Annotated in this window: 21 protein-coding genes; 19 read left to right on the top strand and 2 right to left on the bottom strand. The window is 49.9% G+C overall.

Annotation, left to right across the window (positions count from 1 at the left end; all coding sequences use genetic code 11):
• The first annotated feature begins 175 nt into the window (after positions 1-175).
• A complete protein-coding gene (locus ACTRXG_RS06375; RefSeq protein ID WP_474284353.1) occupies positions 176-1,777 on the top strand; it encodes a CTP synthase in 1,602 nt (533 codons plus the stop codon).
• Between the two features lie 63 nt (positions 1,778-1,840).
• On the opposite strand, the gene ACTRXG_RS06370 is transcribed toward ACTRXG_RS06375, so the two are convergent.
• Complete coding sequence (locus ACTRXG_RS06370) at positions 1,841-2,362, bottom strand: DUF2529 family protein (protein WP_474284351.1); 522 nt, start codon at positions 2,360-2,362, stop codon at positions 1,841-1,843.
• Between the two features lie 114 nt (positions 2,363-2,476).
• On the opposite strand from ACTRXG_RS06370, the gene ACTRXG_RS06365 reads away from it, so the two are divergent.
• From ACTRXG_RS06365 to ACTRXG_RS06330, 8 genes are all read left to right on the top strand, one after another.
• Positions 2,477-2,845, top strand: a complete 369-nt coding sequence (locus tag ACTRXG_RS06365) for a response regulator (protein ID WP_474262363.1) — start codon at positions 2,477-2,479, stop codon at positions 2,843-2,845.
• 248 nt (positions 2,846-3,093) lie between these two features.
• The gene (fba, locus tag ACTRXG_RS06360) at positions 3,094-3,957 is read left to right on the top strand and encodes a class II fructose-1,6-bisphosphate aldolase (protein WP_319632668.1); all 864 of its coding nucleotides are present in this window, start codon (positions 3,094-3,096) and stop codon (positions 3,955-3,957) included.
• A gap of 143 nt (positions 3,958-4,100) precedes the next feature.
• Positions 4,101-4,745: a fructose-6-phosphate aldolase gene (gene fsa / locus ACTRXG_RS06355; protein ID WP_091613202.1), complete on the top strand. Its 645-nt coding sequence runs from the start codon at positions 4,101-4,103 to the stop codon at positions 4,743-4,745.
• Between the two features lie 250 nt (positions 4,746-4,995).
• On the top strand, positions 4,996-6,282 hold the full coding sequence (locus ACTRXG_RS06350; RefSeq protein ID WP_474284391.1) for a UDP-N-acetylglucosamine 1-carboxyvinyltransferase: 1,287 nt from the start codon (positions 4,996-4,998) through the stop codon (positions 6,280-6,282).
• An 18-nt stretch (positions 6,283-6,300) separates the two neighbouring features.
• Positions 6,301-7,272 (top strand): class II fructose-bisphosphatase, encoded by a 972-nt coding sequence (glpX, locus tag ACTRXG_RS06345; protein WP_322525559.1) that lies wholly within the window; start codon positions 6,301-6,303, stop codon positions 7,270-7,272.
• Positions 7,273-7,617: 345 nt separating this feature from the next.
• Complete coding sequence (gene rho / locus ACTRXG_RS06340) at positions 7,618-8,895, top strand: transcription termination factor Rho (protein WP_322525560.1); 1,278 nt, start codon at positions 7,618-7,620, stop codon at positions 8,893-8,895.
• A gap of 88 nt (positions 8,896-8,983) precedes the next feature.
• The gene (locus ACTRXG_RS06335; protein ID WP_022794589.1) at positions 8,984-9,226 is read left to right on the top strand and encodes a type B 50S ribosomal protein L31; all 243 of its coding nucleotides are present in this window, start codon (positions 8,984-8,986) and stop codon (positions 9,224-9,226) included.
• Between the two features lie 90 nt (positions 9,227-9,316).
• Positions 9,317-9,895: a thymidine kinase gene (locus tag ACTRXG_RS06330; protein WP_474262362.1), complete on the top strand. Its 579-nt coding sequence runs from the start codon at positions 9,317-9,319 to the stop codon at positions 9,893-9,895.
• A 58-nt stretch (positions 9,896-9,953) separates the two neighbouring features.
• Here the strand turns inward: ACTRXG_RS06330 and ACTRXG_RS06325 are convergent, their stop codons facing one another.
• Positions 9,954-11,282: an FAD-dependent oxidoreductase gene (locus ACTRXG_RS06325; RefSeq protein ID WP_474284349.1), complete on the bottom strand. Its 1,329-nt coding sequence runs from the start codon at positions 11,280-11,282 to the stop codon at positions 9,954-9,956.
• 212 nt (positions 11,283-11,494) lie between these two features.
• Between ACTRXG_RS06325 and prfA the strand changes: the two genes are divergently transcribed.
• From prfA to ACTRXG_RS06275, 10 genes are all read left to right on the top strand, one after another.
• Positions 11,495-12,568 carry a peptide chain release factor 1 gene (gene prfA, locus ACTRXG_RS06320; protein WP_322525642.1) on the top strand — a complete coding sequence of 358 codons (1,074 nt, stop codon included), beginning with the start codon at positions 11,495-11,497 and terminating at the stop codon, positions 12,566-12,568.
• Positions 12,568-13,434, top strand: a complete 867-nt coding sequence (prmC, locus tag ACTRXG_RS06315; protein ID WP_474284347.1) for a peptide chain release factor N(5)-glutamine methyltransferase — start codon at positions 12,568-12,570, stop codon at positions 13,432-13,434. Before prfA ends, prmC begins: the two co-directional genes overlap by 1 nt.
• A gap of 223 nt (positions 13,435-13,657) precedes the next feature.
• The gene (locus ACTRXG_RS06310; protein ID WP_474284346.1) at positions 13,658-14,710 is read left to right on the top strand and encodes an L-threonylcarbamoyladenylate synthase; all 1,053 of its coding nucleotides are present in this window, start codon (positions 13,658-13,660) and stop codon (positions 14,708-14,710) included.
• A 25-nt stretch (positions 14,711-14,735) separates the two neighbouring features.
• Positions 14,736-15,191, top strand: a complete 456-nt coding sequence (locus tag ACTRXG_RS06305; RefSeq protein ID WP_474262358.1) for a low molecular weight protein arginine phosphatase — start codon at positions 14,736-14,738, stop codon at positions 15,189-15,191.
• A 72-nt stretch (positions 15,192-15,263) separates the two neighbouring features.
• Positions 15,264-15,701 (top strand): ribose 5-phosphate isomerase B, encoded by a 438-nt coding sequence (rpiB, locus tag ACTRXG_RS06300; RefSeq protein WP_474262356.1) that lies wholly within the window; start codon positions 15,264-15,266, stop codon positions 15,699-15,701.
• A gap of 24 nt (positions 15,702-15,725) precedes the next feature.
• A complete protein-coding gene (locus ACTRXG_RS06295) occupies positions 15,726-16,271 on the top strand; it encodes a TIGR01440 family protein (RefSeq protein ID WP_474277992.1) in 546 nt (181 codons plus the stop codon).
• A 214-nt stretch (positions 16,272-16,485) separates the two neighbouring features.
• The gene (gene glyA, locus ACTRXG_RS06290) at positions 16,486-17,745 is read left to right on the top strand and encodes a serine hydroxymethyltransferase (RefSeq protein ID WP_474284345.1); all 1,260 of its coding nucleotides are present in this window, start codon (positions 16,486-16,488) and stop codon (positions 17,743-17,745) included.
• Between the two features lie 158 nt (positions 17,746-17,903).
• Positions 17,904-18,398, top strand: a complete 495-nt coding sequence (locus tag ACTRXG_RS06285; RefSeq protein WP_474262353.1) for a peroxiredoxin family protein — start codon at positions 17,904-17,906, stop codon at positions 18,396-18,398.
• A gap of 192 nt (positions 18,399-18,590) precedes the next feature.
• A complete protein-coding gene (gene upp / locus ACTRXG_RS06280) occupies positions 18,591-19,220 on the top strand; it encodes a uracil phosphoribosyltransferase (protein ID WP_474262352.1) in 630 nt (209 codons plus the stop codon).
• Between the two features lie 445 nt (positions 19,221-19,665).
• Positions 19,666-20,034, top strand: a complete 369-nt coding sequence (locus ACTRXG_RS06275) for an ATP synthase subunit I (RefSeq protein WP_474262351.1) — start codon at positions 19,666-19,668, stop codon at positions 20,032-20,034.
• The last annotated feature ends 55 nt before the right edge of the window (positions 20,035-20,089 follow it).

Raw genomic sequence — 20,089 nt, 5'->3', positions numbered from 1 at the left:
ATGATACCTATATAAGCATGAACGACAAACAAAAGTGTGCCCCCTCCATATGGTGGCAGGGCGCCACTTTTGTTTTTTTTATGAACAAAGAAAAGCGAAGGAAGCCTGTTTAGCGGTATGGGCCCTGGAAGAACTATTTTAAAGAACATTTATATAAAGAGAGGCAGATAGGTATATGGCGAGTAAATATATTTTCGTTACTGGCGGCGTTGTATCTTCGTTAGGTAAAGGCATTACAGCAGCTTCCCTCGGAAGACTGCTTAAAAACAGAGGACTTAGTGTTACTATCCAAAAGTTTGACCCATATATCAACGTGGACCCGGGAACGATGAGCCCGTATCAGCACGGGGAAGTTTTCGTTACAGACGACGGAGCGGAAACTGACCTGGATCTCGGACACTATGAACGCTTTATCGATATCAACCTCAGCAAAAACAGCAATGTTACGACCGGAAAAGTATACTCCTCCGTTATTCGCAAAGAACGGCGCGGCGACTATCTCGGCGGCACCGTACAGGTTATTCCGCACGTCACAAATGAAATCAAGGAACGGGTGTACCGTGCAGGAAGAGAAACAGGAGCCGATGTAGTAATTACAGAAATCGGCGGTACGGTCGGCGATATTGAAAGCCTGCCGTTTCTTGAAGCCATTCGTCAGATCAAAAGCGATGTCGGACGCGACAACGTAATGTACGTACACTGTACGTTAATTCCATACTTATCTGCAGCAGGAGAAATGAAATCCAAACCGACGCAGCACAGCGTCAAAGAGCTGCGCGGCATCGGAATACAGCCGAACGTCATTGTACTCCGGACAGAAAAGCCGGTACCAGAAAACATGAAGGAAAAAATTGCTTCGTTCTGCGACGTTCCTTCAGAGTCGGTCATTGAAGCAGGGGATGCAGAAGTGTTGTACCAGATCCCGCTTGAACTGCAGCGCCAGCATATGGATCAGATCGTCTGCGATCACCTGAAGTTGACAGCGCCACCGGCAGAAATGACGGAATGGACAGCGCTCGTCGACCGGGTGAAAAACTTAAGCAAAACGGTACGTATTGCCCTGGTGGGAAAATATGTAGCGCTTCCGGATGCGTATCTTTCAGTAGCAGAGTCGCTGAAGCACGCCGGCTACCACTTTGATGCAGACATCGAAATCGACTGGGTGCAGTCGGAGGATTTGGATAAAAATAATGTAGCGGAGCGCCTGAAGAATGTCGATGGCATTCTTGTGCCTGGAGGATTCGGCGACCGGGGTATCCAGGGCAAGATTGAAGCGATCACCTATGCACGTGAACAGAAAATTCCGTTTCTCGGAATTTGTCTTGGCATGCAGCTTGCAAGCGTGGAATTTGCAAGAAACGTGGCGGGCATAGAAGATGCGGGCTCGGCAGAATTTCATCCCGACGCCAAAAACGCAGTAATCGATCTGCTTCCTGAGCAGAAGGATGTAGAAGATCTTGGCGGAACGCTCCGGCTCGGTCTTTACCCTTGTAAGCTAAAAGAAGGCTCCCGGGCAAAGGAAGCTTACGATGAGGCAGAGATCGTCTACGAACGTCACCGCCACCGCTATGAATTCAGCAATGCGTACAGAGAGCAGCTCGAAAACCACGGATTTATTTTCAGCGGTACGAGCCCGGACGGACGTCTGGCAGAAATTATTGAAGTAGCAGACCATCCTTACTTTGTTGCTTCGCAGTTTCACCCGGAATTTGTTTCCCGTCCGACCCGCCCGCAGCCTTTATTCCGCGAATTTATCCGTTACTCCGCAGGGGAATAAATAAAAGTAAGCCTGGATGGTGTCTACGCCATCCAGGCTTCTTTTGTGCAGAATACTTCTGCTTTATTCGAGTTCATCCGATAATTCTTTAATATATAAATATAAAAGCTGACCGGCGAAGAAAGCCGATAAAGCAAATGGGTCCCCGTAGCGCTCTCCCTTTTCATCCGGAATGACCGGTTCGGCCGAGGGTGCTGTAATATGGCAGTTTAACGGCCCGAGCAGTTCATTTATCCGGGTGTCGTCCTGCGTGTAAATAATTAAAGGTGTTTCGCTGTTTTGGCATGTCTGGATAAACGAAAGCATCTCCTCGTGTTCGTCGGGGTGAATGATTAAAAGCAAACGGTCGACCTCGGACAGGGCTTCGGTCTCGGGAGAAGGTATAATGGCCGTTGTTCCTTCCGGGGCGTCCGGTTGAGCAGCAAGCGCCAGGGCAATGGAATGAGCGGACGGAGATCCCGCGACCCATAGCCTGCCCAGTCCCCTGACAGCCTGGACAGCCAGACGCGCTGCGTCTTCAAACTCTTCCTCCTGGTCCATGATGCTTTGAAATTTACCCTGAAGCTGGGTGGAAAAAATTTTCATGAAAATCCTCTTTTCTGCTGTGAAATTAATGGATGGCTGAAACATACGTGGTCATAAATCTCATAGTAATATATACTGCAGGGAGAAGAAAGTAGAGAAGGAGGAATTCATGCAATGGAACGGGTGTTAATTGTAGATGATCAAATGGGAATCCGGCTTCTCTTAAAAGAGGTACTCGAAGAAGAGGGGTACACCGTCAAAGAAGCACATAACGGCGAGCTTGCTTTACATATGGTGGAAGAATGGACGCCGGAAATTTTTATCATCGATATGAAACTCCCGGGGATCGACGGGCTTACCCTGCTTAAAGAGCTTCAAAGCGCCTCCCGCCTCGAAGACGCCTATGTGATTATAATGACTGCCTTTGGTGAAAAGGAACAGGTGGAAGCGGCCAGACAGAACGGAGCGGATTACTATATCGCCAAGCCGTTTGACATTGAAAACTTAAAGAGCGTCATCGGCAAACTTTCGCAAGAAGGGTGACAACTGGCCTCGATATGCTATAATGAAAAAAGAATTTGAGTAAGATCTACATAGCATAGTCGGTCTGTTTTCAAGCGGAAGTATCTGACAGTGAAGACGCCCTGATCATATTATTATTACGCTTTAATACACACTATCCGATGCAGCCTGAATAAAAGCTGCAGATGCTTTCGTGCGCTTAAATATATTTACTATGTATGGAAGCTGCTCAAACATTTTGCTTGAAACGAAGAGGGAGGATATTTTTTATGCCATTGGTATCAATGACGGAAATGCTGAAAACAGCACAAAAAAATCAGTATGCCGTAGGACAATTCAACTTGAACAACATGGAATTCACCCAGGCCATTCTTCAGGCGGCTGAAGAAGAAAAATCTCCAGTAATCTGCGGTGTTTCTGAAGGCGCAGCCCGTTACATGGGTGGCTTCGAAACAGTCGTTACTCTGGTAAAAGCGTTGATGAAAGAATACAACGTAACAGTACCTGTAGCCATTCATCTCGACCACGGTTCGAGCTTTGAAAACTGCATGAAGGCAATGAAAGCAGGGTTTACTTCTGTAATGATCGACGGATCCCACCATCCGCTTGAATACAACATTGAAATGACTAAGCGCGTTGTAGACGCTGCACACGCGATCGGCGTATCTGTAGAAGCCGAGCTCGGCCGTGTAGGCGGACAGGAAGACGACCTGGTCGTTTCTGAAGCGGAAGAAGCTTACGCTATTCCTGCAGAATGTAAAGAGCTTGTAGAGCAGACTGGTGTTGACTGCTTTGCAGCAGCGCTTGGTTCTGTGCACGGTCCATACAAAGGCGAGCCGAACCTCAGCTTTACCCGTATGGAAGAAATCCAGCAGCTCGTGGACGTTCCGTTCGTTCTGCACGGCGGTACAGGCATTCCAACAGAAGACGTGAAAAAAGCGATCCGTTACGGTCACGCAAAAGTGAACGTAAACACGGAAAGCCAGATGTCTTCTGCGGCGAAAGTACGAGAAGTGCTGGCAGAGCAGCCGAACCAGTATGATCCTCGTAAATACCTCGGCCCGGCACGCGATGCCGTCAAAGAAACAGTGAAGTTCAAAATGCAGGAATTTGGTTCTTCCAACCAGGCGTAATTAATGAGTATGAAGCGAAGAAAAGGGGGCCCATTACCGGGCCGCCTCTTTCTCCGCCTTACTTTCTTCTTCTCATAGTAAAATGATTTGCAAGCGTTTGCTTGAACTGGATAAAGAGTACTAAATAATAGGAGGGAACATGCATGAAGTTTTTTGTAGATACAGCGAATGTTGATGAAATCAGAGAGGCGAATGACCTCGGGATTCTCGCCGGCGTCACCACGAATCCAAGTCTCGTTGCCAAAGAAGGCGTCGACTTTCATGAACGGTTAAAAGAGATTACGGCTATCGTCGACGGTTCTGTCAGTGCCGAAGTCATTTCGACTGAAGCAGAAGGCATGATCACGGAAGGCCGGGAGCTCGCAAAAATCGCTCCGAATATTACGGTTAAAGTTCCAATGACACTCGAAGGCATGAAAGCCGTAAAGGTCTTTACAGAAGAAAACATTCAGACAAATGTTACGCTCGTCTTTTCTTCCGTACAGGCGTTAATTGCGGCAAGGGCAGGAGCAACATACGTCTCCCCATTCCTTGGACGTCTGGACGATATCGGCCACAATGGCCTGGATCTGATCAGTGAAATTTCCGAGATCTTTAACGTTCACGGCATTGAAACGAAAATCATTGCTGCATCCGTGCGCCACTCTACTCACGTGGCAGAAGCAGCGGCCCGCGGCGCCCATATTGCGACCATTCCATTTAAGGTCGTTCCCGGCCTTCTGAAGCATCCGCTTACAGATCAGGGAATCGAAAAATTCCTGAGCGACTGGGAAAACCGCAAGCAGTAAAATAAAACAGCACAGGCTTCTGCAGGGTTTCTGCAGAAGCTTTTTTTGTATGAAAATTCAGCCAAATTCTCTTGCTAATAAGTGGAAAAACATCTATGCTGAAAAAAGAAAACACTTTTAACGATTAGTAGGACACAAATAGTATAAAAAGAAGAGTTCCTGCCCGGATCCGGACCCGGGCTTCAGCTTTTACATGCCGTCCATACAGACTGGCTGAGGATGCTGGATAATGACTATAGAGGATGATTGCATGCAGAAAATGATTATTGAAGGCGGCAGGCCGCTTGAAGGACAGGTATCGGTCAGCGGAGCTAAAAACAGTGCAGTGGCGCTTGTTCCGGCAGCGTTGATGGCAAATGGCCATGTGACTCTTGAGAACCTTCCCGACATTCACGACATCGACACGCTGGCTGAAATTTTGCAGGACGCTGGAGCGAATGTAAAAACAGAAAATCACCGAATGAAAATCAATGCAAAGAATGTTCGTCCGATACCGATGCCAAACGGCAAAGTAAAGAAGCTGCGTGCTTCCTACTATCTGATGGGGGCGATGCTCGGCCGGTTTAAAAAAGCGGTTATCGGCATGCCGGGCGGCTGCTATCTTGGCCCGCGGCCGATTGATCAGCATATCAAAGGCTTCGAAGCTCTCGGTGCCACGGTCGAAAATGAACACGGCTCGCTCCATATTCACGCTAAAGAGCTGACAGGCGCCCGCATTTATCTGGATGTGGTGAGCGTCGGGGCGACGATTAACATTATGATGGCGGCAGTCATGGCTAAAGGCCGGACAGTCATCGAAAACGCCGCGAAGGAACCGGAAATTATCGACGTAGCCACGCTTTTGACAAATATGGGAGCAAATATTAAAGGCGCGGGAACAAACGTTATCCGGATTGACGGTGTAGAAGAGCTGAACGGATGCACTCATTCGATTATCCCTGACCGGATTGAGGCGGGCACCTATATGATTGCCAGTGCGGCTATGGGCAGTGAAGTAGTGATAGACAACGTCATTCCGGATCACCTCGAAGCGTTAACGGCCAAGCTCCGGGAAACAGGAACGGGCGTTGAATGGTATGACAATTCGGTCCGGATCACCGGGGCGGACCGGCTGCAGGCCGTGCAGTTAAAAACCCTCGTTTATCCCGGCTTCCCTACTGATCTGCAGCAGCCGTTCACAGCGCTTATGACAAGAGCAGAAGGAAAAACAATTGTTCACGACACCATCTATCCGTCCCGGTTCAAGCATGTGGATGAACTATCGCGCATGGGAGCGGACGTGACTACCGGTGAAGGCACTGCGATTGTGCGGGGGCCGGAGCAGCTCCAGGGAGCACAGGTGGCAGCAAGCGACCTGAGAGCCGGGGCTGCCCTGATTGTAGCCGGGCTGATGGCTGAAGGCCGTACCGTTATTACCGGGTTTGAGCATGTGGCCCGGGGCTATGAAAAAATTGAGCACAAATTGCGTTATTTGGGCGCTGACATTCGTTTAGAGACTATCAGCGAACAGGAAATGCAGGAAATTCAAAATTCTTAAGCTTGGGGGAGTATAACAATGGAAAGAAGTCTATCGATGGAGTTAGTACGAGTGACCGAAGCAGCGGCGTTATCGTCTGCACGCTGGATGGGCCGTGGAAAAAAGGATGAGGCCGACGATGCTGCTACAAGCGCAATGCGCGATGTGTTTGACACGATCCCGATGAAAGGGACTGTGGTCATTGGCGAAGGGGAAATGGATGAAGCCCCGATGCTCTACATTGGGGAAAAGCTCGGGACCGGTTTCGGCCCGAGAGTCGATGTGGCGGTAGATCCGCTTGAAGGTACAGAAATCGTCGCCAGCGGCTCCTGGAACGCTCTCGCGGTGCTTGCCATTGCTGACCATGGAAGGCTTCTCCATGCTCCGGATATGTATATGGATAAAATTGCGGTAGGACCTGAAGCGATCGGGACAATTGATATCGATGCGCCGGTCGCAGACAACCTGCACGCCGTAGCAAAGGCGAAAGGCAAGGATATCGAAGACGTTGTTGTCACTATTTTAGACAGAGAGCGCCATGCTAAACTGATTCAGGACGTCCGTGACACCGGTGCCCGCATTAAGCTGATTCCTGCCGGGGATGTGGCCGGTGCGATTAATACCGCCTTTGATGAAACAGGCGTGGATATACTGCTCGGCTCCGGAGGAGCTCCGGAGGGCGTTATCGCCGCTGTCGGACTTAAATGTCTAGGCGGGGAAATGCAGGGCAAGCTCCTTCCGCAGAACGACGATGAACTGGCCCGGTGCACAGAAATGGGTATTGACGACGTCAACCGCCCGCTTCTTATGTCGGATCTGGTCGGCGGGGAGGACTGCATCTTTGCCGCTACCGGTGTGACAGAGGGTGAGCTGCTGAAGGGCGTGAATTTTAAAAGCTCCAAAGCCACGACCCAGTCTCTTGTCATGAGGGCGAAATCAGGCACGGTCCGCTTTGTTGACGGCAAGCACAACGTGCAGAAAAAGCCGGATTTTGTTATCAGAGACGAATAGAACGGGCAGAGGGCAGGGATACCTGTCCTTTTCTCATTTTATACCGGAAGCGTTCCGTGCTGATAATTTCACTTGCAGACAGAGGCATTCAAAGTTAAAATAATGAAGTACTATCCGTATTCGTAAAACGTTTACTGCCATTCAACAGTTCTCCTCTCCTTTATGCAGAGCATCCGTTCCTTTTCTTATCTTCCAATTATCCCAACACTTTTTGCCGGAAAGCCATAACGGAAATAAAAAAGGCAGCTTACATTCACAAAGTGTAAGTGTTTCTTCACGTTGACGGAACTAATATACATGATTATTTTTTTACATTCATAATAGAAAAAGAAAGTGGTGACCGCATTGGCAGTCAACATCGCAGAGCTCGAAACAATGACGCTGAAAGAATTGTACCGGCTCGCCAAAGAATACAAGGTATCGTATTACAGCAAATTAAACAAACGGGAACTTGTCTTTGCGATCTTAAAAGGACAGGCGGAAAAAGATGGCCTGATGTTTATGGAGGGCGTGCTTGAAATTATTCAGACAGAAGGCTACGGTTTTCTGCGCCCGATTAACTATCTGCCGAGCACGGAGGACATTTATATCTCTGCCTCGCAGATCCGCCGTTTTGACCTGAGAAATGGGGATAAGGTTTCCGGAAAGGTACGTCCGCCAAAGGATTCGGAGCGGTACCACGGCCTGCTGCAGGTGGAAGCAGTCAACGGGGAGGACCCGGACTCTTCGAAGGAGCGCCCGCATTTTCCGGCTCTGACACCGCTGTATCCGGACGAGCGCATGCAGATGGAAACTCATCCCAATCGCGCCTCTTCACGGATTATCGACCTGATTACCCCGGTAGGCTTCGGTCAGCGCGGACTCATTGTGGCTCCGCCAAAAGCCGGAAAGACGTCGCTGTTGAAGGAAGTCGCCAACAGCATTACTGAAAACCATCCGGAAACCGAGCTGATTGTGCTGCTTGTGGACGAACGTCCGGAAGAGGTTACAGACATCGAGCGTTCTGTCGACGGAGACGTAGCCAGCTCTACATTCGATGAGGTGCCTGAAAACCACATTAAAGTTTCTGAGCTTGTTCTTGAACGGGCGATGCGGCTTGTGGAGCACAAAAAGGATGTCGTCATTCTGCTCGACAGCATCACCCGTCTTGCACGGGCATACAACCTGGTGCTGCCGCCAAGCGGCCGGACGCTTTCCGGTGGTATTGACCCGGCAGCCCTTCACCGCCCGAAGCGCTTCTTCGGGGCGGCCCGTAATATTGAAGAAGGCGGAAGCCTGACCATCCTGGCAACGGCCCTTGTAGAAACCGGGTCGCGGATGGACGATGTGATTTATGAGGAATTTAAAGGCACAGGAAACATGGAGCTCCACCTCGACCGCCGTCTGGCCGAGCGCCGTATTTTCCCATCGATCGATATCCGCCGCTCGAGTACCCGGAAAGAAGAACTGCTCGTTTCTAAAGAGCATCTGGATAATTTATGGGCGATCCGCAAGACGATGAACGATTCCCCGGATTTCGTGGATCACTTTATCCGGCGGATTAAGCAGACCAAAACGAACGAAGAATTTTTCGAGGAGCTTCAAAAAGACAAGCAGGGAAAAGTAACGACCGGAAAGAAATAAACGAAATGAACGATTGATAAATTTCGGGGAAGTTGTTATAATCTCGTTATGTGTGAAAAAGAGAAGAATCGAAAGGAAGTGACCAGCTATGAAACAACAAGTGCATCCGGAATATCATAAAGTTGTATTTATGGATACAAGTACGGGATTCAAGTTTTTGAGCGGTTCGACAGAAAGCTCGTCTGAAACTATCGAATGGGAAGACGGAAACACGTACCCAGTAATCAAAATTGAGGTAAGCTCCGACTCCCACCCTTTCTACACCGGCAAGCAGAAGCAGAACACTGCCGGCGGCCGTGTGGATAAGTTCAAAAGAAAATACAACCGCTAAGCACAATGGTTGGGTAAAGGCGGAAGCTGCGGCTTCCGCCTTTTTTATATCACGAGCACGAACCGAAACCGATAAGCAGGGGAGAAAAATATGGCGCAGTTATTTTTTAAATACGGAACAATGAACAGCGGCAAGTCCATCGAAATTTTAAAGGTGGCCCATAACTATGAAGAGCAGAACAAGCCAGTGCTTATCTTCACCTCCGGTCTGGATGACCGGCGCGGAGTCGGATTTGTAGCAAGCAGAATCGGAGTGGAGCGCGAGGCTGTGCCTGTGTTTGAAGAGACAAACATTTACGATATCGTTCGTCAGGAAGAAGAGCGCCCGTTCTGCATCCTCGTGGATGAGGCACAGTTTCTGTCCCAGGAGCATATCATTCAGCTCGCGGAAATTGTTGATAACCTTAATATTCCGGTGATGAGCTTCGGCCTGAAAAACGATTTTCAAAATGAACTGTTTGAAGGCAGCAAGCATCTGCTGCTCTACGCGGATAAAATCGAGGAAATGAAGACCATCTGCTGGTTCTGTCATAAAAAAGCAGTCATGAATTTAAGACTCGACGGTAAGGGCCGGCCGATTTATACGGGCGATCAGATCCATATTGGCGGCAATGATTCCTACTATCCGGTATGCCGGAGATGCCATGCCAATCCGCCCATCGCCCTTTAAATAAAAAATAAGCCAGCCGGAGCAGTGCCGGCTGGCTTTATCTATTGCAGGGGCACAGTCACTTCGCCCGCCGGATCACCTGCTGGAGTGGATCCCACACTTTGTTGTACGGCGGAGCGTAGCTCAGGTCCAGATCCTCAAAATCAGTTACGGTCATACGATGGAAGAGGGCGGTCGCCAGAACATCGAGTCGTTTATCTGTGCCGTCACCGCCGATCAGCTGGCCGCCGAGGATAATGCCTGTGTCCGGGCAGTACGTGACTTTAATATGAAGCTTACTATTTCCCGGGAAATAGCCGGCATGGCTCGAGGTAGTAAGCATCTCACTGCGGTAAGGAAAGCGCATGTCAGCAGCCTCCGCTTCGGAGATCCCGGTTTTCCCAAGCGTCAGGCTGAAAAAGCGGAGAATGGAGGTGCCGGTTACTCCTTTAAAGGACTTTACGCTTCCGGCCATGTTTAGGCCGGCGACCCGCCCCTGCTTGTTGGCATGCGTGCCGAGCGGAAGATAATCGTCGATCTCTTTGATCCTATGGAACTGGGTGGCACAGTCGCCGGCAGCATAAATGCCGGGAATGTTCGTTTCCATGTAGCGGTTCACCTGAAGGGCCCCGTTCGCTTGCCGGAACAGGCCGCATTTGGACACCATTTCTGTATTCGGGCGCAGTCCGACGCCGGCAATCACCGCATCGGTATCGATCACCCGGCGATCGGTATGAACGGCTTCCACCCGGCTTCTCCCCGACAGATGCTGAATGTTTTCCTCAAACAGCAGCTCAATGCCGTTCGCTTCCGCTTCCTCAGCGATATAGGCTGCCATATCCGGATCGAATATGCCGGCAAGCTGATCGCCGCGCTGCAAAAGCGTCACTTTCTTTCCGGCGTGAATACAGTTCTCCGCTACTTCAAGGCCGATATAGCCTCCGCCCACGACAGTGACGTGGTCGACGTGCGCAAGATCTGCTTTGATCGTTTCGGCATCCGGAATCGTTTTTAGCGTATGAACACCTTCAAGCTCCCGTCCCGGCCAGTCCGACAGAAGCGGGCGCCCGCCGGAAGCAATCAGAAGCTTATCGTACGTAACCTGAAACGGCTTGCCGGTGCCGGTGTGTATACCGGTCACTTCTCTTTTATCCGCATCGACACCGGTCACCTCATGGTTCACCCGGGCATCGATGCCGTACTTTTCCCGGAATGTATCGACGTCGCGGGCGATTAAATTCGCGCTGTCATCGACTTCACCCCCGAGTATGTAAGGGAGACCGCACTGGGCGTAGGAATAAATCTCTCCTGCTTCGAGCGTAATAATTTCTGCATTTTCGTCCTGCCGGTAGATCTGCATAGCTGCACTCATGCCGGCGGCGTCTCCGCCGATAATAACGTATTTCATCGTTTTTCCCCCTTCTGCTGAAACAATAGGCATTTACAGGGCGGTTTCCCCGCTCCCGCGCTAATCAAACGAAATTTCTGGATGCGGTGGTATTTTGACGCCCCTATGCCCCTGTATTATAATTAGTATACTGTAAAGGAGAATGAGAAGCGTGTAAAACGTAACGAAATACATTCCAGCCGGATAAAATTTAAAAAATAGAGGTGAACGGTGTGTTAGAGCGACTGCAGACGGTAGAAGACCGTTATGAATATTTAAACGAACAGCTGAGCGATCCGGAAATCGCAAACGATCCGAATAAAATTAAGGAGCTGTCCAAGGAGCAGGCACAGATGCAGCGGACAGTGGAGGTTTACCGGGAGTATAAAGAAGCCCGGCAGCAGCTTGATGAAGCGAAATCGATGCTTGAAGACGAGCTCGATGCAGAAATGAAAGACATGGTAAAATCGGAAGTCGAAGAGTTGAGCGAGCGTATTGAAAACCAGGAGGAAGAGCTCCGGAGACTTCTTCTTCCGAAGGATCCAAACGATGATAAAAACGTTATTATTGAAATACGCGGAGCCGCAGGCGGGGAAGAAGCGGCGCTGTTTGCCGCTGATTTATACAAAATGTACTCCCGTTATGCAGAGAAGCAGGGATGGAAAGCAGAAGTTGTGGAATCGAACGCGAGTGAGCTCGGCGGCTACCGGGAAATCATTTTTATGATTAACGGCGATTCGGCATATTCGAAAATGAAATATGAAAACGGAGCCCACCGGGTTCAGCGGGTGCCAAGCACGGAATCGGGCGGACGCGTGCATACATCCACAGCTACCGTAGCTGTCCTTCCGGAAGCCGAGGAAGTGGAAGTGGACATTCACGATAAGGATATCCGCGTTGACACGTTCGCAGCGAGCGGTCCTGGCGGCCAGAGTGTAAATACGACTATGTCGGCGGTGCGGCTGACCCACGTGCCGACAGGCATTGTCGCTTCCTGTCAGGACGGAAAATCCCAGATTAAAAACAAAGAAAAAGCGATGACGATTCTTCGTGCCCGGGTGTATGACAAATTCCAGCAGGAAGCCCAGGCGGAGTATGATGAAAACCGGAAATCAGCGGTAGGAACCGGGGACCGTTCCGAGCGGATCCGAACGTACAATTTTCCACAGACGCGCGTAACCGATCACCGTATCGGTCTGACGCTGCAAAAGCTTGACCAGATTCTCCAGGGAGAGCTTGATCAGATTATCGAGCCGCTCGTAATGGAAGAACAGGCCGAGCTTATGGAAAAAGCAGGCGAAGCGTAATGAAAGAAGAACTACTTGTATTTGAAGCCCGGAGATGGGCTTCTTCTTTTTTGAGTGAGCACGGAAGAGAAGAGACGGCAGCCGACTGGCTTCTGGAGCATCATCTGAAGCTTTCCCGGGCCCAGCTGCTGACCGCTGCGAGAGAGCCGGTGCCGTTACATGCATGGGAGCATTTTCAGCAGGACGTGCGTCTTCACGCAGCCGGGACGCCGGTGCAGCATTTAACCGGCAGCAGCTTTTTTTACGAGCGCGAGTTTCACGTCAATCCGGATGTGCTGATTCCCCGGATGGAAACCGAGGAGCTCGTCTGGCACGTGATCGACTGGGTGCAAAAAAACAAAGAGCTGAATGCTCCGAGAATTGTCGACGTTGGCACAGGCAGCGGCATCATCGCAGTTACGATCGCGCTGGAGCTTTCGGCGGCACAGGTGCAGGCCGTTGACATTGACACCCGGGCGCTTGAAACGGCTAAACGAAACGCAGAACGGCTGCAGGCGCCGGTCACCTTTCATCAGGAATCGTTTCTTGAAGGCATGGCCGCCCGGAAAGAACAGGCGGACGTTATTGTATCCAATCCTCCCTACATTCCAAAGGAGGAATGGGAGCAGCTCGACCCGCTTGTCCGGGACCAGGAGCCTGCGGTTGCTTTAATTGGTAAAGGAAAAGAAGGAATCCACAGCTATGAAGAAATTATCAAATATGCTGCCGAAGTTTTGGCTCCGGGCGGGCTGCTTGCCTTTGAAATCGGCTGGCAGCAGGGGAAAGCAGTGATGGAGGCAGCTGAAAAAGTGTTTCCGGGAAAAAGGATCCAGGTAATTAAAGACTTGAATGGGAACGACCGAATCGTTACAGTTGTGAATAAGTAAGAAAGTTATCCACTATTTGTGGATAACAAAAGACAAATACCTCCATATATGTGGAAAACATTAAATTTTCGTAAATAATGTGAAATAAAAGACTGAATTAACAGCATAAATTAAAGTTATCCACAGAAAATAAGCTCCTGTTAACAATGTGAAAAAACTAAATTAATGTAAAATAAACCCTGTTGTTAAGGCATTTTAAATTTTTGGAAGGAACGAAAGCTGAATGAGTTATAAACAGACGGTTATAAAAAATGTGGATAAAATAAATGAAGCATCGGCGGAAAACTCTGTACTAAAGGAGATGGGGCTGTGGATAAAGCAGGGGAAAACAGTGGCTCTCCCGACGGAAACGGTTTACGGTCTAGGGGCAAGCGCATTGTCTACGGATGCTGTCCGGGCAATTTTTGAAGCTAAAAACCGTCCGCCCGACAATCCGCTGATTGCCCATATTGCTGACCGTGCTCAGCTCCCTGCGCTCGGGGTTACATGGACAGAGAGCATGGAAAAGCTGATGGACGCATTCTGGCCCGGTCCATTGACGCTCATATTCCCATTGACGGAAGCAACCCCTCTGTCGCCTCTTGTAACGGCAGGGTTATCCACAGTAGCTGTACGGATTCCGGAGCACGAGGTGGCAAAGGCAGTATTGGCACACGCAGGTGTGCCGGTCGCAGCGCCGAGTGCCAACCGGTCCGGATCCCCGAGCCCGACCACGGCGGAGCACGTCTACAGTGACCTGCACGGGAAAATTGATGCGGTGATTGATGGCGGCCCGTGTGGATACGGAGTGGAGTCCACCGTCGTGGACTGTACGTCAGAAGTATGCTGGATTCTGCGTCCGGGAGGAGTTACTAAAGAGCAGATCGAGCAGGTGCTCGGCCCGGACACAGTCCGCTATTCGCAAAGTGCTCCTTCAGAGGAAGCACCTGCAGCACCGGGGATGAAATACCGTCACTATTCGCCGGCGACATCCCTCTATTTAATGAAAGGGCCGGAGGAAGCATGGCAGGAAAAGCTCCGGGCCTGCCAGGAGGAAGGAAAGAAGGTAGCGGTGCTTGCTGTGGAAGAGAATAAATCAGCGTGGATGCAGGCGGATGCTTTTCTTAGTTTAGGCTCGCGCCGGGTGCCCGAAGAAACGGCAGCAAAATTGTACGCTGTTCTTCGTGAATTAGATACAATGGAGGTGGACGCTGCTTTCTGTGAAGTTTTTTCAAAAGAAGGGATTGGGACCGCACTCATGAACCGTCTGGAAAAAGCAGCATCTTCAGAACAATGAAAACTTCTGCAAGGAGTCGATGACGATGAGTTATCACGTATTGTTTATTTGTACAGGGAACACGTGCCGGAGTCCGATGGCCGCTGCGCTGATGAAGCACCATTATCCGGAGGTGGAGGTGGCTTCAGCCGGTGTGATGGCTACAAATGGAGAGCCGGCAGCAACAGAAGCCGTCCGGGCGATGGATGAAAGACAGGTGGAGATGGATCATGAATCCCAGCCGCTCACAAAGGAATTAATCGACTGGGCGGACGTTATCTTTGCAATGACCCAGGGGCATAAAGATATTATGCAGCGGATGTTTCCGGGTACGGAAACGAAAACGGTGCTCTTAAAGGAATATGCCCAAAGCGATGGGGATAAGGATATTGGAGACCCTATCGGCGGAGGCCGGAAGGTATATCACGAAACGGCAGAGGAAATGGAAGAAGCGCTTCAGGCAGCATGGGAGCGGTACAGGAAAGAAAAGTCGCTGGACTGAGCCTGGAGATTTACAGGCGGATGGATACGTGAGAGACTGAAAACAGTACAATCAAACGGAGGAGAGGTTGACATGAAAGTAGCATTGGGTGCCGATCACGGCGGATATGAATTAAAAGAGGAAATTAAAGCTGTACTGGACGAAGCAGGGGTGGAATACGAAGACCTGGGCTGTGACTGCAGTGATTCTGTGGACTACCCGGACTATGCGGTGCCGGTGGCTGAAAAAGTAACGGCCGGCGAAGTGGACCGTGGGATTCTTGTCTGCGGTACGGGCATCGGCATGTCGATTGCTGCGAATAAAGTTAACGGTATCCGCTGCGCGTTGGTCCATGACGTATTCAGTGCAAAGATGACCCGGGCTCATAACGACAGTAATGTACTGGCGATGGGCGCTAGAGTTATTGGATCCGGCCTTGCCGGCGAAATTGTCAAAGCTTGGATCAGCACGGAGCACGTTGGGGGCCGTCACGCCGACCGCATTCAAAAAGTATCGGCTATTGAAGAATAAGGAACGAAGAAAGGATGAGTTGTCATGGTGAACAAAGCAGAATGGCAGCAGCCTTTACGGGAATTGTTAGCTTCATTAAAGGAACAGGCATCACTCCGCAGCGGCCAGGTGCTTGTGATTGGCACGAGCACCAGTGAAGTGCTCGGCGAGCATATCGGTAAGGCAGGATCTGAGGAAGTCGCCGAAGCGCTGTTTGATGTCTTTCAGGAGTTCCGGGAAGAAACCGGCGTACATCTTGCGTTTCAGGGATGTGAGCATATTAATCGTGCGCTTACGGTGGAAAGGGAGACGGCAGAGGCTTACGGTCTCGAAGCTGTAAGCGTGGTGCCCCACCCGAGAGCAGGCGGTTCGATGAGCTCGTATGCGTATAAACACATGAGCGAGCCGGTTGTCATCGAAGCAGTAAAAGCAGATGCAGGCATTGATATCGGATCCACCCTGATCGGTATGCATTTGAAGCCGGTGGCGGTTCCGGTACGCGGCCCGCAGAAGCAGATTGGTTCTGCCTATGTAACGATGGCAAAAACACGGCCCAAGCTGATCGGCGGGGAGCGTGCCCGCTACGAATAGTCTCCGGAAAAAGAATCGCATGCTGCGGTTCTTTTTTCTTCAGATGCAGAAAGGAAATAAAGAAATTCGAAAAAATTTCGTAAGGTACGGAATTTCCTAAAAAATACGTGTTACAATGAAAAACATAGTAACATGGAGAGAAAAATAACGAATGAAATATTCGCGGAAAAGATAATCGTTCGTTATTGTACCGAAAGGGAAGGGAGATTTACAGATGGAAACAAAGGTAAATGCAGAAAGTGTACAAACGCAGGATCCGGCCATATTTGAGGCAATGCAGAAGGAGCTGGGGCGCCAGCGCGACAAGATCGAGCTGATCGCTTCGGAGAACTTCACGAGCCGTGCAGTAATGGAAGCGCAGGGGTCTGTGCTTACCAACAAATATGCGGAAGGCTACCCGAATCGCCGCTACTACGGCGGTTGTGAGCATGTGGACACGGTCGAACAGCTCGCCATTGACCGGGCGAAGGAACTATTCTCGGCAGAATATGCGAACGTGCAGCCTCACTCCGGCGCCCAGGCAAATATGGCGGTTTACTATACGATTTTAAATCACGGTGACACGGTGCTTGGCATGAACCTTTCCCACGGCGGCCATTTAACCCACGGAAGCCCCGTCAACTTCAGTGGTGTTCAGTACAATTTCGTGGAATACGGTGTGACTAAAGAAGATCAGGTGATTGATTACGATGAAGTGCTTCGCGTGGCAAAAGAAACGCAGCCGAAATTAATCGTCGCCGGTGCAAGTGCGTATCCGCGTGAAATTGACTTTAAAAAATTCCGTGAAATCGCCGATGAGGTGGATGCGTACTTGATGGTTGATATGGCACACATTGCCGGACTGGTAGCAGCAGGAGTGCACCAAAACCCGGTTCCTCATTCGCACTTTGTTACGACAACAACACACAAAACGCTGCGCGGACCGCGTGGAGGGCTCGTGCTTTGTAAGGAAGAGTTCGGCAAAAAGATTGATAAAGCAGTATTCCCGGGTCTGCAGGGCGGACCGCTTATGCACGTGATTGCGGCGAAAGCTGTTGCCTTCGGCGAAGCACTGCAGAAGGATTTCGTCACGTATTCCGAAAACGTCGTGAAAAACGCGCGAAGCTTAAGCGACTCGTTGCAGAATGAAGGAATTAACGTCGTTTCGGGCGGCACCGACAACCACCTCGTGCTGATGGATACCCGCAGCCTGGAGCTGACAGGGAAAATAGCGGAAAAAGCGCTGGACGAAGTCGGCCTCACAGCGAACAAAAATGCCATTCCGTATGATCCGGAAAAGCCATTCGTTACAAGCGGTATCCGTCTAGGTTCTGCAGCTGTTACGTCCCGAGGCTTTGGGGAAGAAGAAATGAAGGAAATAGGCGCCATCATTGCCTATACGCTGAAAAACCATGAAGACGCGGAAGCATTAAAAGAAGCGGCTGAGCGCGTGAAAACTTTAACGGGCCGTTTCCCAATTTACGAATATCTGTAAGATGGCGGACCCCGGTCAAAAAAGGGGCATGAATACAGCTGTTCTCCTATTTAAAGGAGGCAGCTGTTTTTTTATTCCTTTTGGCGGACGCCTTTGTTTTTCAGGGGTGAATGCAAGTGTGTTAGGGTATATGTAGATTGGGAAAAGGAGGAGTTCAAATGGTTTTTGCACTAAATGAAAAAGCGCCGATGTTCACGCTTGCTGATGTAAACGGCGAAGAATTTAAACTCGAAGAAAAAATAGGTAAGGGATGGCAGCTGCTCGTGTTTTTCCGGGGTTCATGGTGTCCGGTATGTAAGGAAGAGCTGCAGGCCTGGGAAGAGCACCGCGGTTTTTTTGAAAATAATAATGTAAATATCACAGCCATCTCCACCGATAATCCTGAGGACCTGCGTACGATGACCGAAGAATACGGACTCACGTTCCCGGTGCTTGTCGACGAAGCACTGAAGGTACTCGACGATTACGGCGTCTTTTATCACAGCTCGGAAGCGCCATATGAAGATCACGGAGCCCACGGGGAGCCTGCATATTTTCTGATCGACGAAGAAGGCAGATTTTTATACCAGCACCGCCAGACAAATCCATTCGGCCGGCCGGGTCCGAAAGAGCTGCGCAAAACGGTAAAATACATTGAAGACAATTTAAAATAAACGTTCGCAGCAGTGCATCCGGGCGCTGCTGTTATTTCCAGCAGCACGCAGAAGTTGCGGCATATTTCTGTCATTTTATATAACCTTGAATCCATCACGCTTTTTAGGTAGAATTTCTAAAGAATATGTTCGATAGGGACATGGGTTAATAAGCACCGGCTGATGCCGGGGAAAAAGGAGCCGACTATACTTATGGGAAATGTACATGTACTGGATCATCCGCTCATTCAACATAAACTTACATTCATCCGGGACGTCTCAACAGGAACGAAGGAATTCCGGGAGCTTGTCGATGAAGTCTCTACCCTGATGGCGTTTGAGATTACAAGAAACCTTCAGCTTCAGGAAGTAACGGTGGAAACTCCGGTGGGACCGGCCAAATCCTATACGCTTGCAGGCAAAAAGCTGGGAGTGGTGCCGATTTTGCGCGCAGGACTCGGCATGACCGACGGTATCATCAAATTGATCCCGGCAGCAAAAGTAGGGCACGTCGGGCTGTACCGGGATCCGGAAACGCTGCAGCCGGTAGAATATTATGTGAAGCTTCCGAGTGATGTCGAAGAGCGGGAATTTATCGTGATTGATCCGATGCTTGCGACAGGCGGTTCTGCTATTGAGGCATTGAACAGCCTGAAAAAACGCGGAGCCCAGAATATCAAGCTCATGTGTTTAATCGCAGCGCCTGAAGGAGTGGCACTCGTTCAGGACGCACATCCGGACGTGGACATTTACCTGGCTTCGATGGATGAGAAGTTAAACGACAAAGGCTACATTGTTCCGGGCCTCGGGGACGCAGGAGACCGTTTATTCGGCACGAAATAATAGATGAGAGAGCTTTTCCGCACGTACGGGAAAAGCTCTTTGATTTATAAAAGGATATTCTGTTAATGAGGCGGGGCAGTGGCAGAACACGTTCATGCTTTCTGCCCAGCTTTTACCTGGCTTGAAGATATGAAAATGTCACTTAATAGACACAAAATAGAAAATGCCTGAAACACGCGACAATACAGGGTTTTCGTTAATTTCGTCCATTGACATCATGTGGCGGCTATTGTACGATGATGAAGAACGTATGATAAGGTTTACATATGGGAGAAATTTGTATTTCCTTCATGAACGGCAGGATCCACGCAATTGTTTCTTTTTTTTGCCAAAAACATGCAGGGGACAACCACGTTACATAAAGTTGTGTAAAAATTCTCTCAATGGATTTCGTAGTGTATTAACGGACTAATGAGTCTGTTTCGGAGGAAAAGGTGGCCCGCGCATGAATGATACAAGCTTGTATCTCCGCTCGTTATTTATAGGATTGGCTGGCATGCTTGTATTGTTTGGTGCTCCGGCGCTGATTCCAGCGTTCCGGCAGGAAGCAGTGAGCTTATTTGCAGGAGCGTGCGGAGGAGCTTTTAATATCTGGCACGCCCACCGGGAGACAAAACGAATCCAGAAGGCGGTACTCGCGGAAAAAAAGATTTTTCCGTTTGGCATGGCCACAAGGCTCGCAGTAGGAGTAGTCATTGCCATGCTCTATGTCCGGTTTCCGGAACAATTCCGTCTGCTTTACCTTGTGATTGGATTGTTCAGTCCTTATCTGCTGCTTTATGCTTTATCCGTTCACTTCAGCAAAGAAAAGTAGTTTTTCAGCTGCAGCGCACAATCGACTAACATAGTAAAGGGGTGACTGAGACTTG

Source organism: Marinococcus sp. LNSP9103-4 (assembly GCF_056034345.1).
Note: the sequence above shows the minus strand (reverse complement) of the source record. Positions and strands in the feature narration are given on the sequence as shown.

Bases quoted from the DNA above. Each gene is read 5' to 3' on its own strand.
- ACTRXG_RS06375 (WP_474284353.1), top strand. From the start codon at position 176: ATGGCGAGTAAATATATTTTCGTTACTGGCGGCGTTGTATCTTCGTTA.
- ACTRXG_RS06370 (WP_474284351.1), bottom strand. From the start codon at position 2,362: ATGAAAATTTTTTCCACCCAGCTTCAGGGTAAATTTCAAAGCATCATG.
- ACTRXG_RS06365 (WP_474262363.1), top strand. From the start codon at position 2,477: ATGGAACGGGTGTTAATTGTAGATGATCAAATGGGAATCCGGCTTCTC.
- fba (WP_319632668.1), top strand. From the start codon at position 3,094: ATGCCATTGGTATCAATGACGGAAATGCTGAAAACAGCACAAAAAAAT.
- fsa (WP_091613202.1), top strand. From the start codon at position 4,101: ATGAAGTTTTTTGTAGATACAGCGAATGTTGATGAAATCAGAGAGGCG.
- ACTRXG_RS06350 (WP_474284391.1), top strand. From the start codon at position 4,996: ATGCAGAAAATGATTATTGAAGGCGGCAGGCCGCTTGAAGGACAGGTA.
- glpX (WP_322525559.1), top strand. From the start codon at position 6,301: ATGGAAAGAAGTCTATCGATGGAGTTAGTACGAGTGACCGAAGCAGCG.
- ACTRXG_RS06335 (WP_022794589.1), top strand. From the start codon at position 8,984: ATGAAACAACAAGTGCATCCGGAATATCATAAAGTTGTATTTATGGAT.
- ACTRXG_RS06330 (WP_474262362.1), top strand. From the start codon at position 9,317: ATGGCGCAGTTATTTTTTAAATACGGAACAATGAACAGCGGCAAGTCC.
- ACTRXG_RS06325 (WP_474284349.1), bottom strand. From the start codon at position 11,282: ATGAAATACGTTATTATCGGCGGAGACGCCGCCGGCATGAGTGCAGCT.
- prmC (WP_474284347.1), top strand. From the start codon at position 12,568: ATGAAAGAAGAACTACTTGTATTTGAAGCCCGGAGATGGGCTTCTTCT.
- ACTRXG_RS06310 (WP_474284346.1), top strand. From the start codon at position 13,658: ATGAGTTATAAACAGACGGTTATAAAAAATGTGGATAAAATAAATGAA.
- ACTRXG_RS06305 (WP_474262358.1), top strand. From the start codon at position 14,736: ATGAGTTATCACGTATTGTTTATTTGTACAGGGAACACGTGCCGGAGT.
- rpiB (WP_474262356.1), top strand. From the start codon at position 15,264: ATGAAAGTAGCATTGGGTGCCGATCACGGCGGATATGAATTAAAAGAG.
- ACTRXG_RS06295 (WP_474277992.1), top strand. From the start codon at position 15,726: ATGGTGAACAAAGCAGAATGGCAGCAGCCTTTACGGGAATTGTTAGCT.
- glyA (WP_474284345.1), top strand. From the start codon at position 16,486: ATGGAAACAAAGGTAAATGCAGAAAGTGTACAAACGCAGGATCCGGCC.
- ACTRXG_RS06285 (WP_474262353.1), top strand. From the start codon at position 17,904: ATGGTTTTTGCACTAAATGAAAAAGCGCCGATGTTCACGCTTGCTGAT.
- upp (WP_474262352.1), top strand. From the start codon at position 18,591: ATGGGAAATGTACATGTACTGGATCATCCGCTCATTCAACATAAACTT.
- ACTRXG_RS06275 (WP_474262351.1), top strand. From the start codon at position 19,666: ATGAATGATACAAGCTTGTATCTCCGCTCGTTATTTATAGGATTGGCT.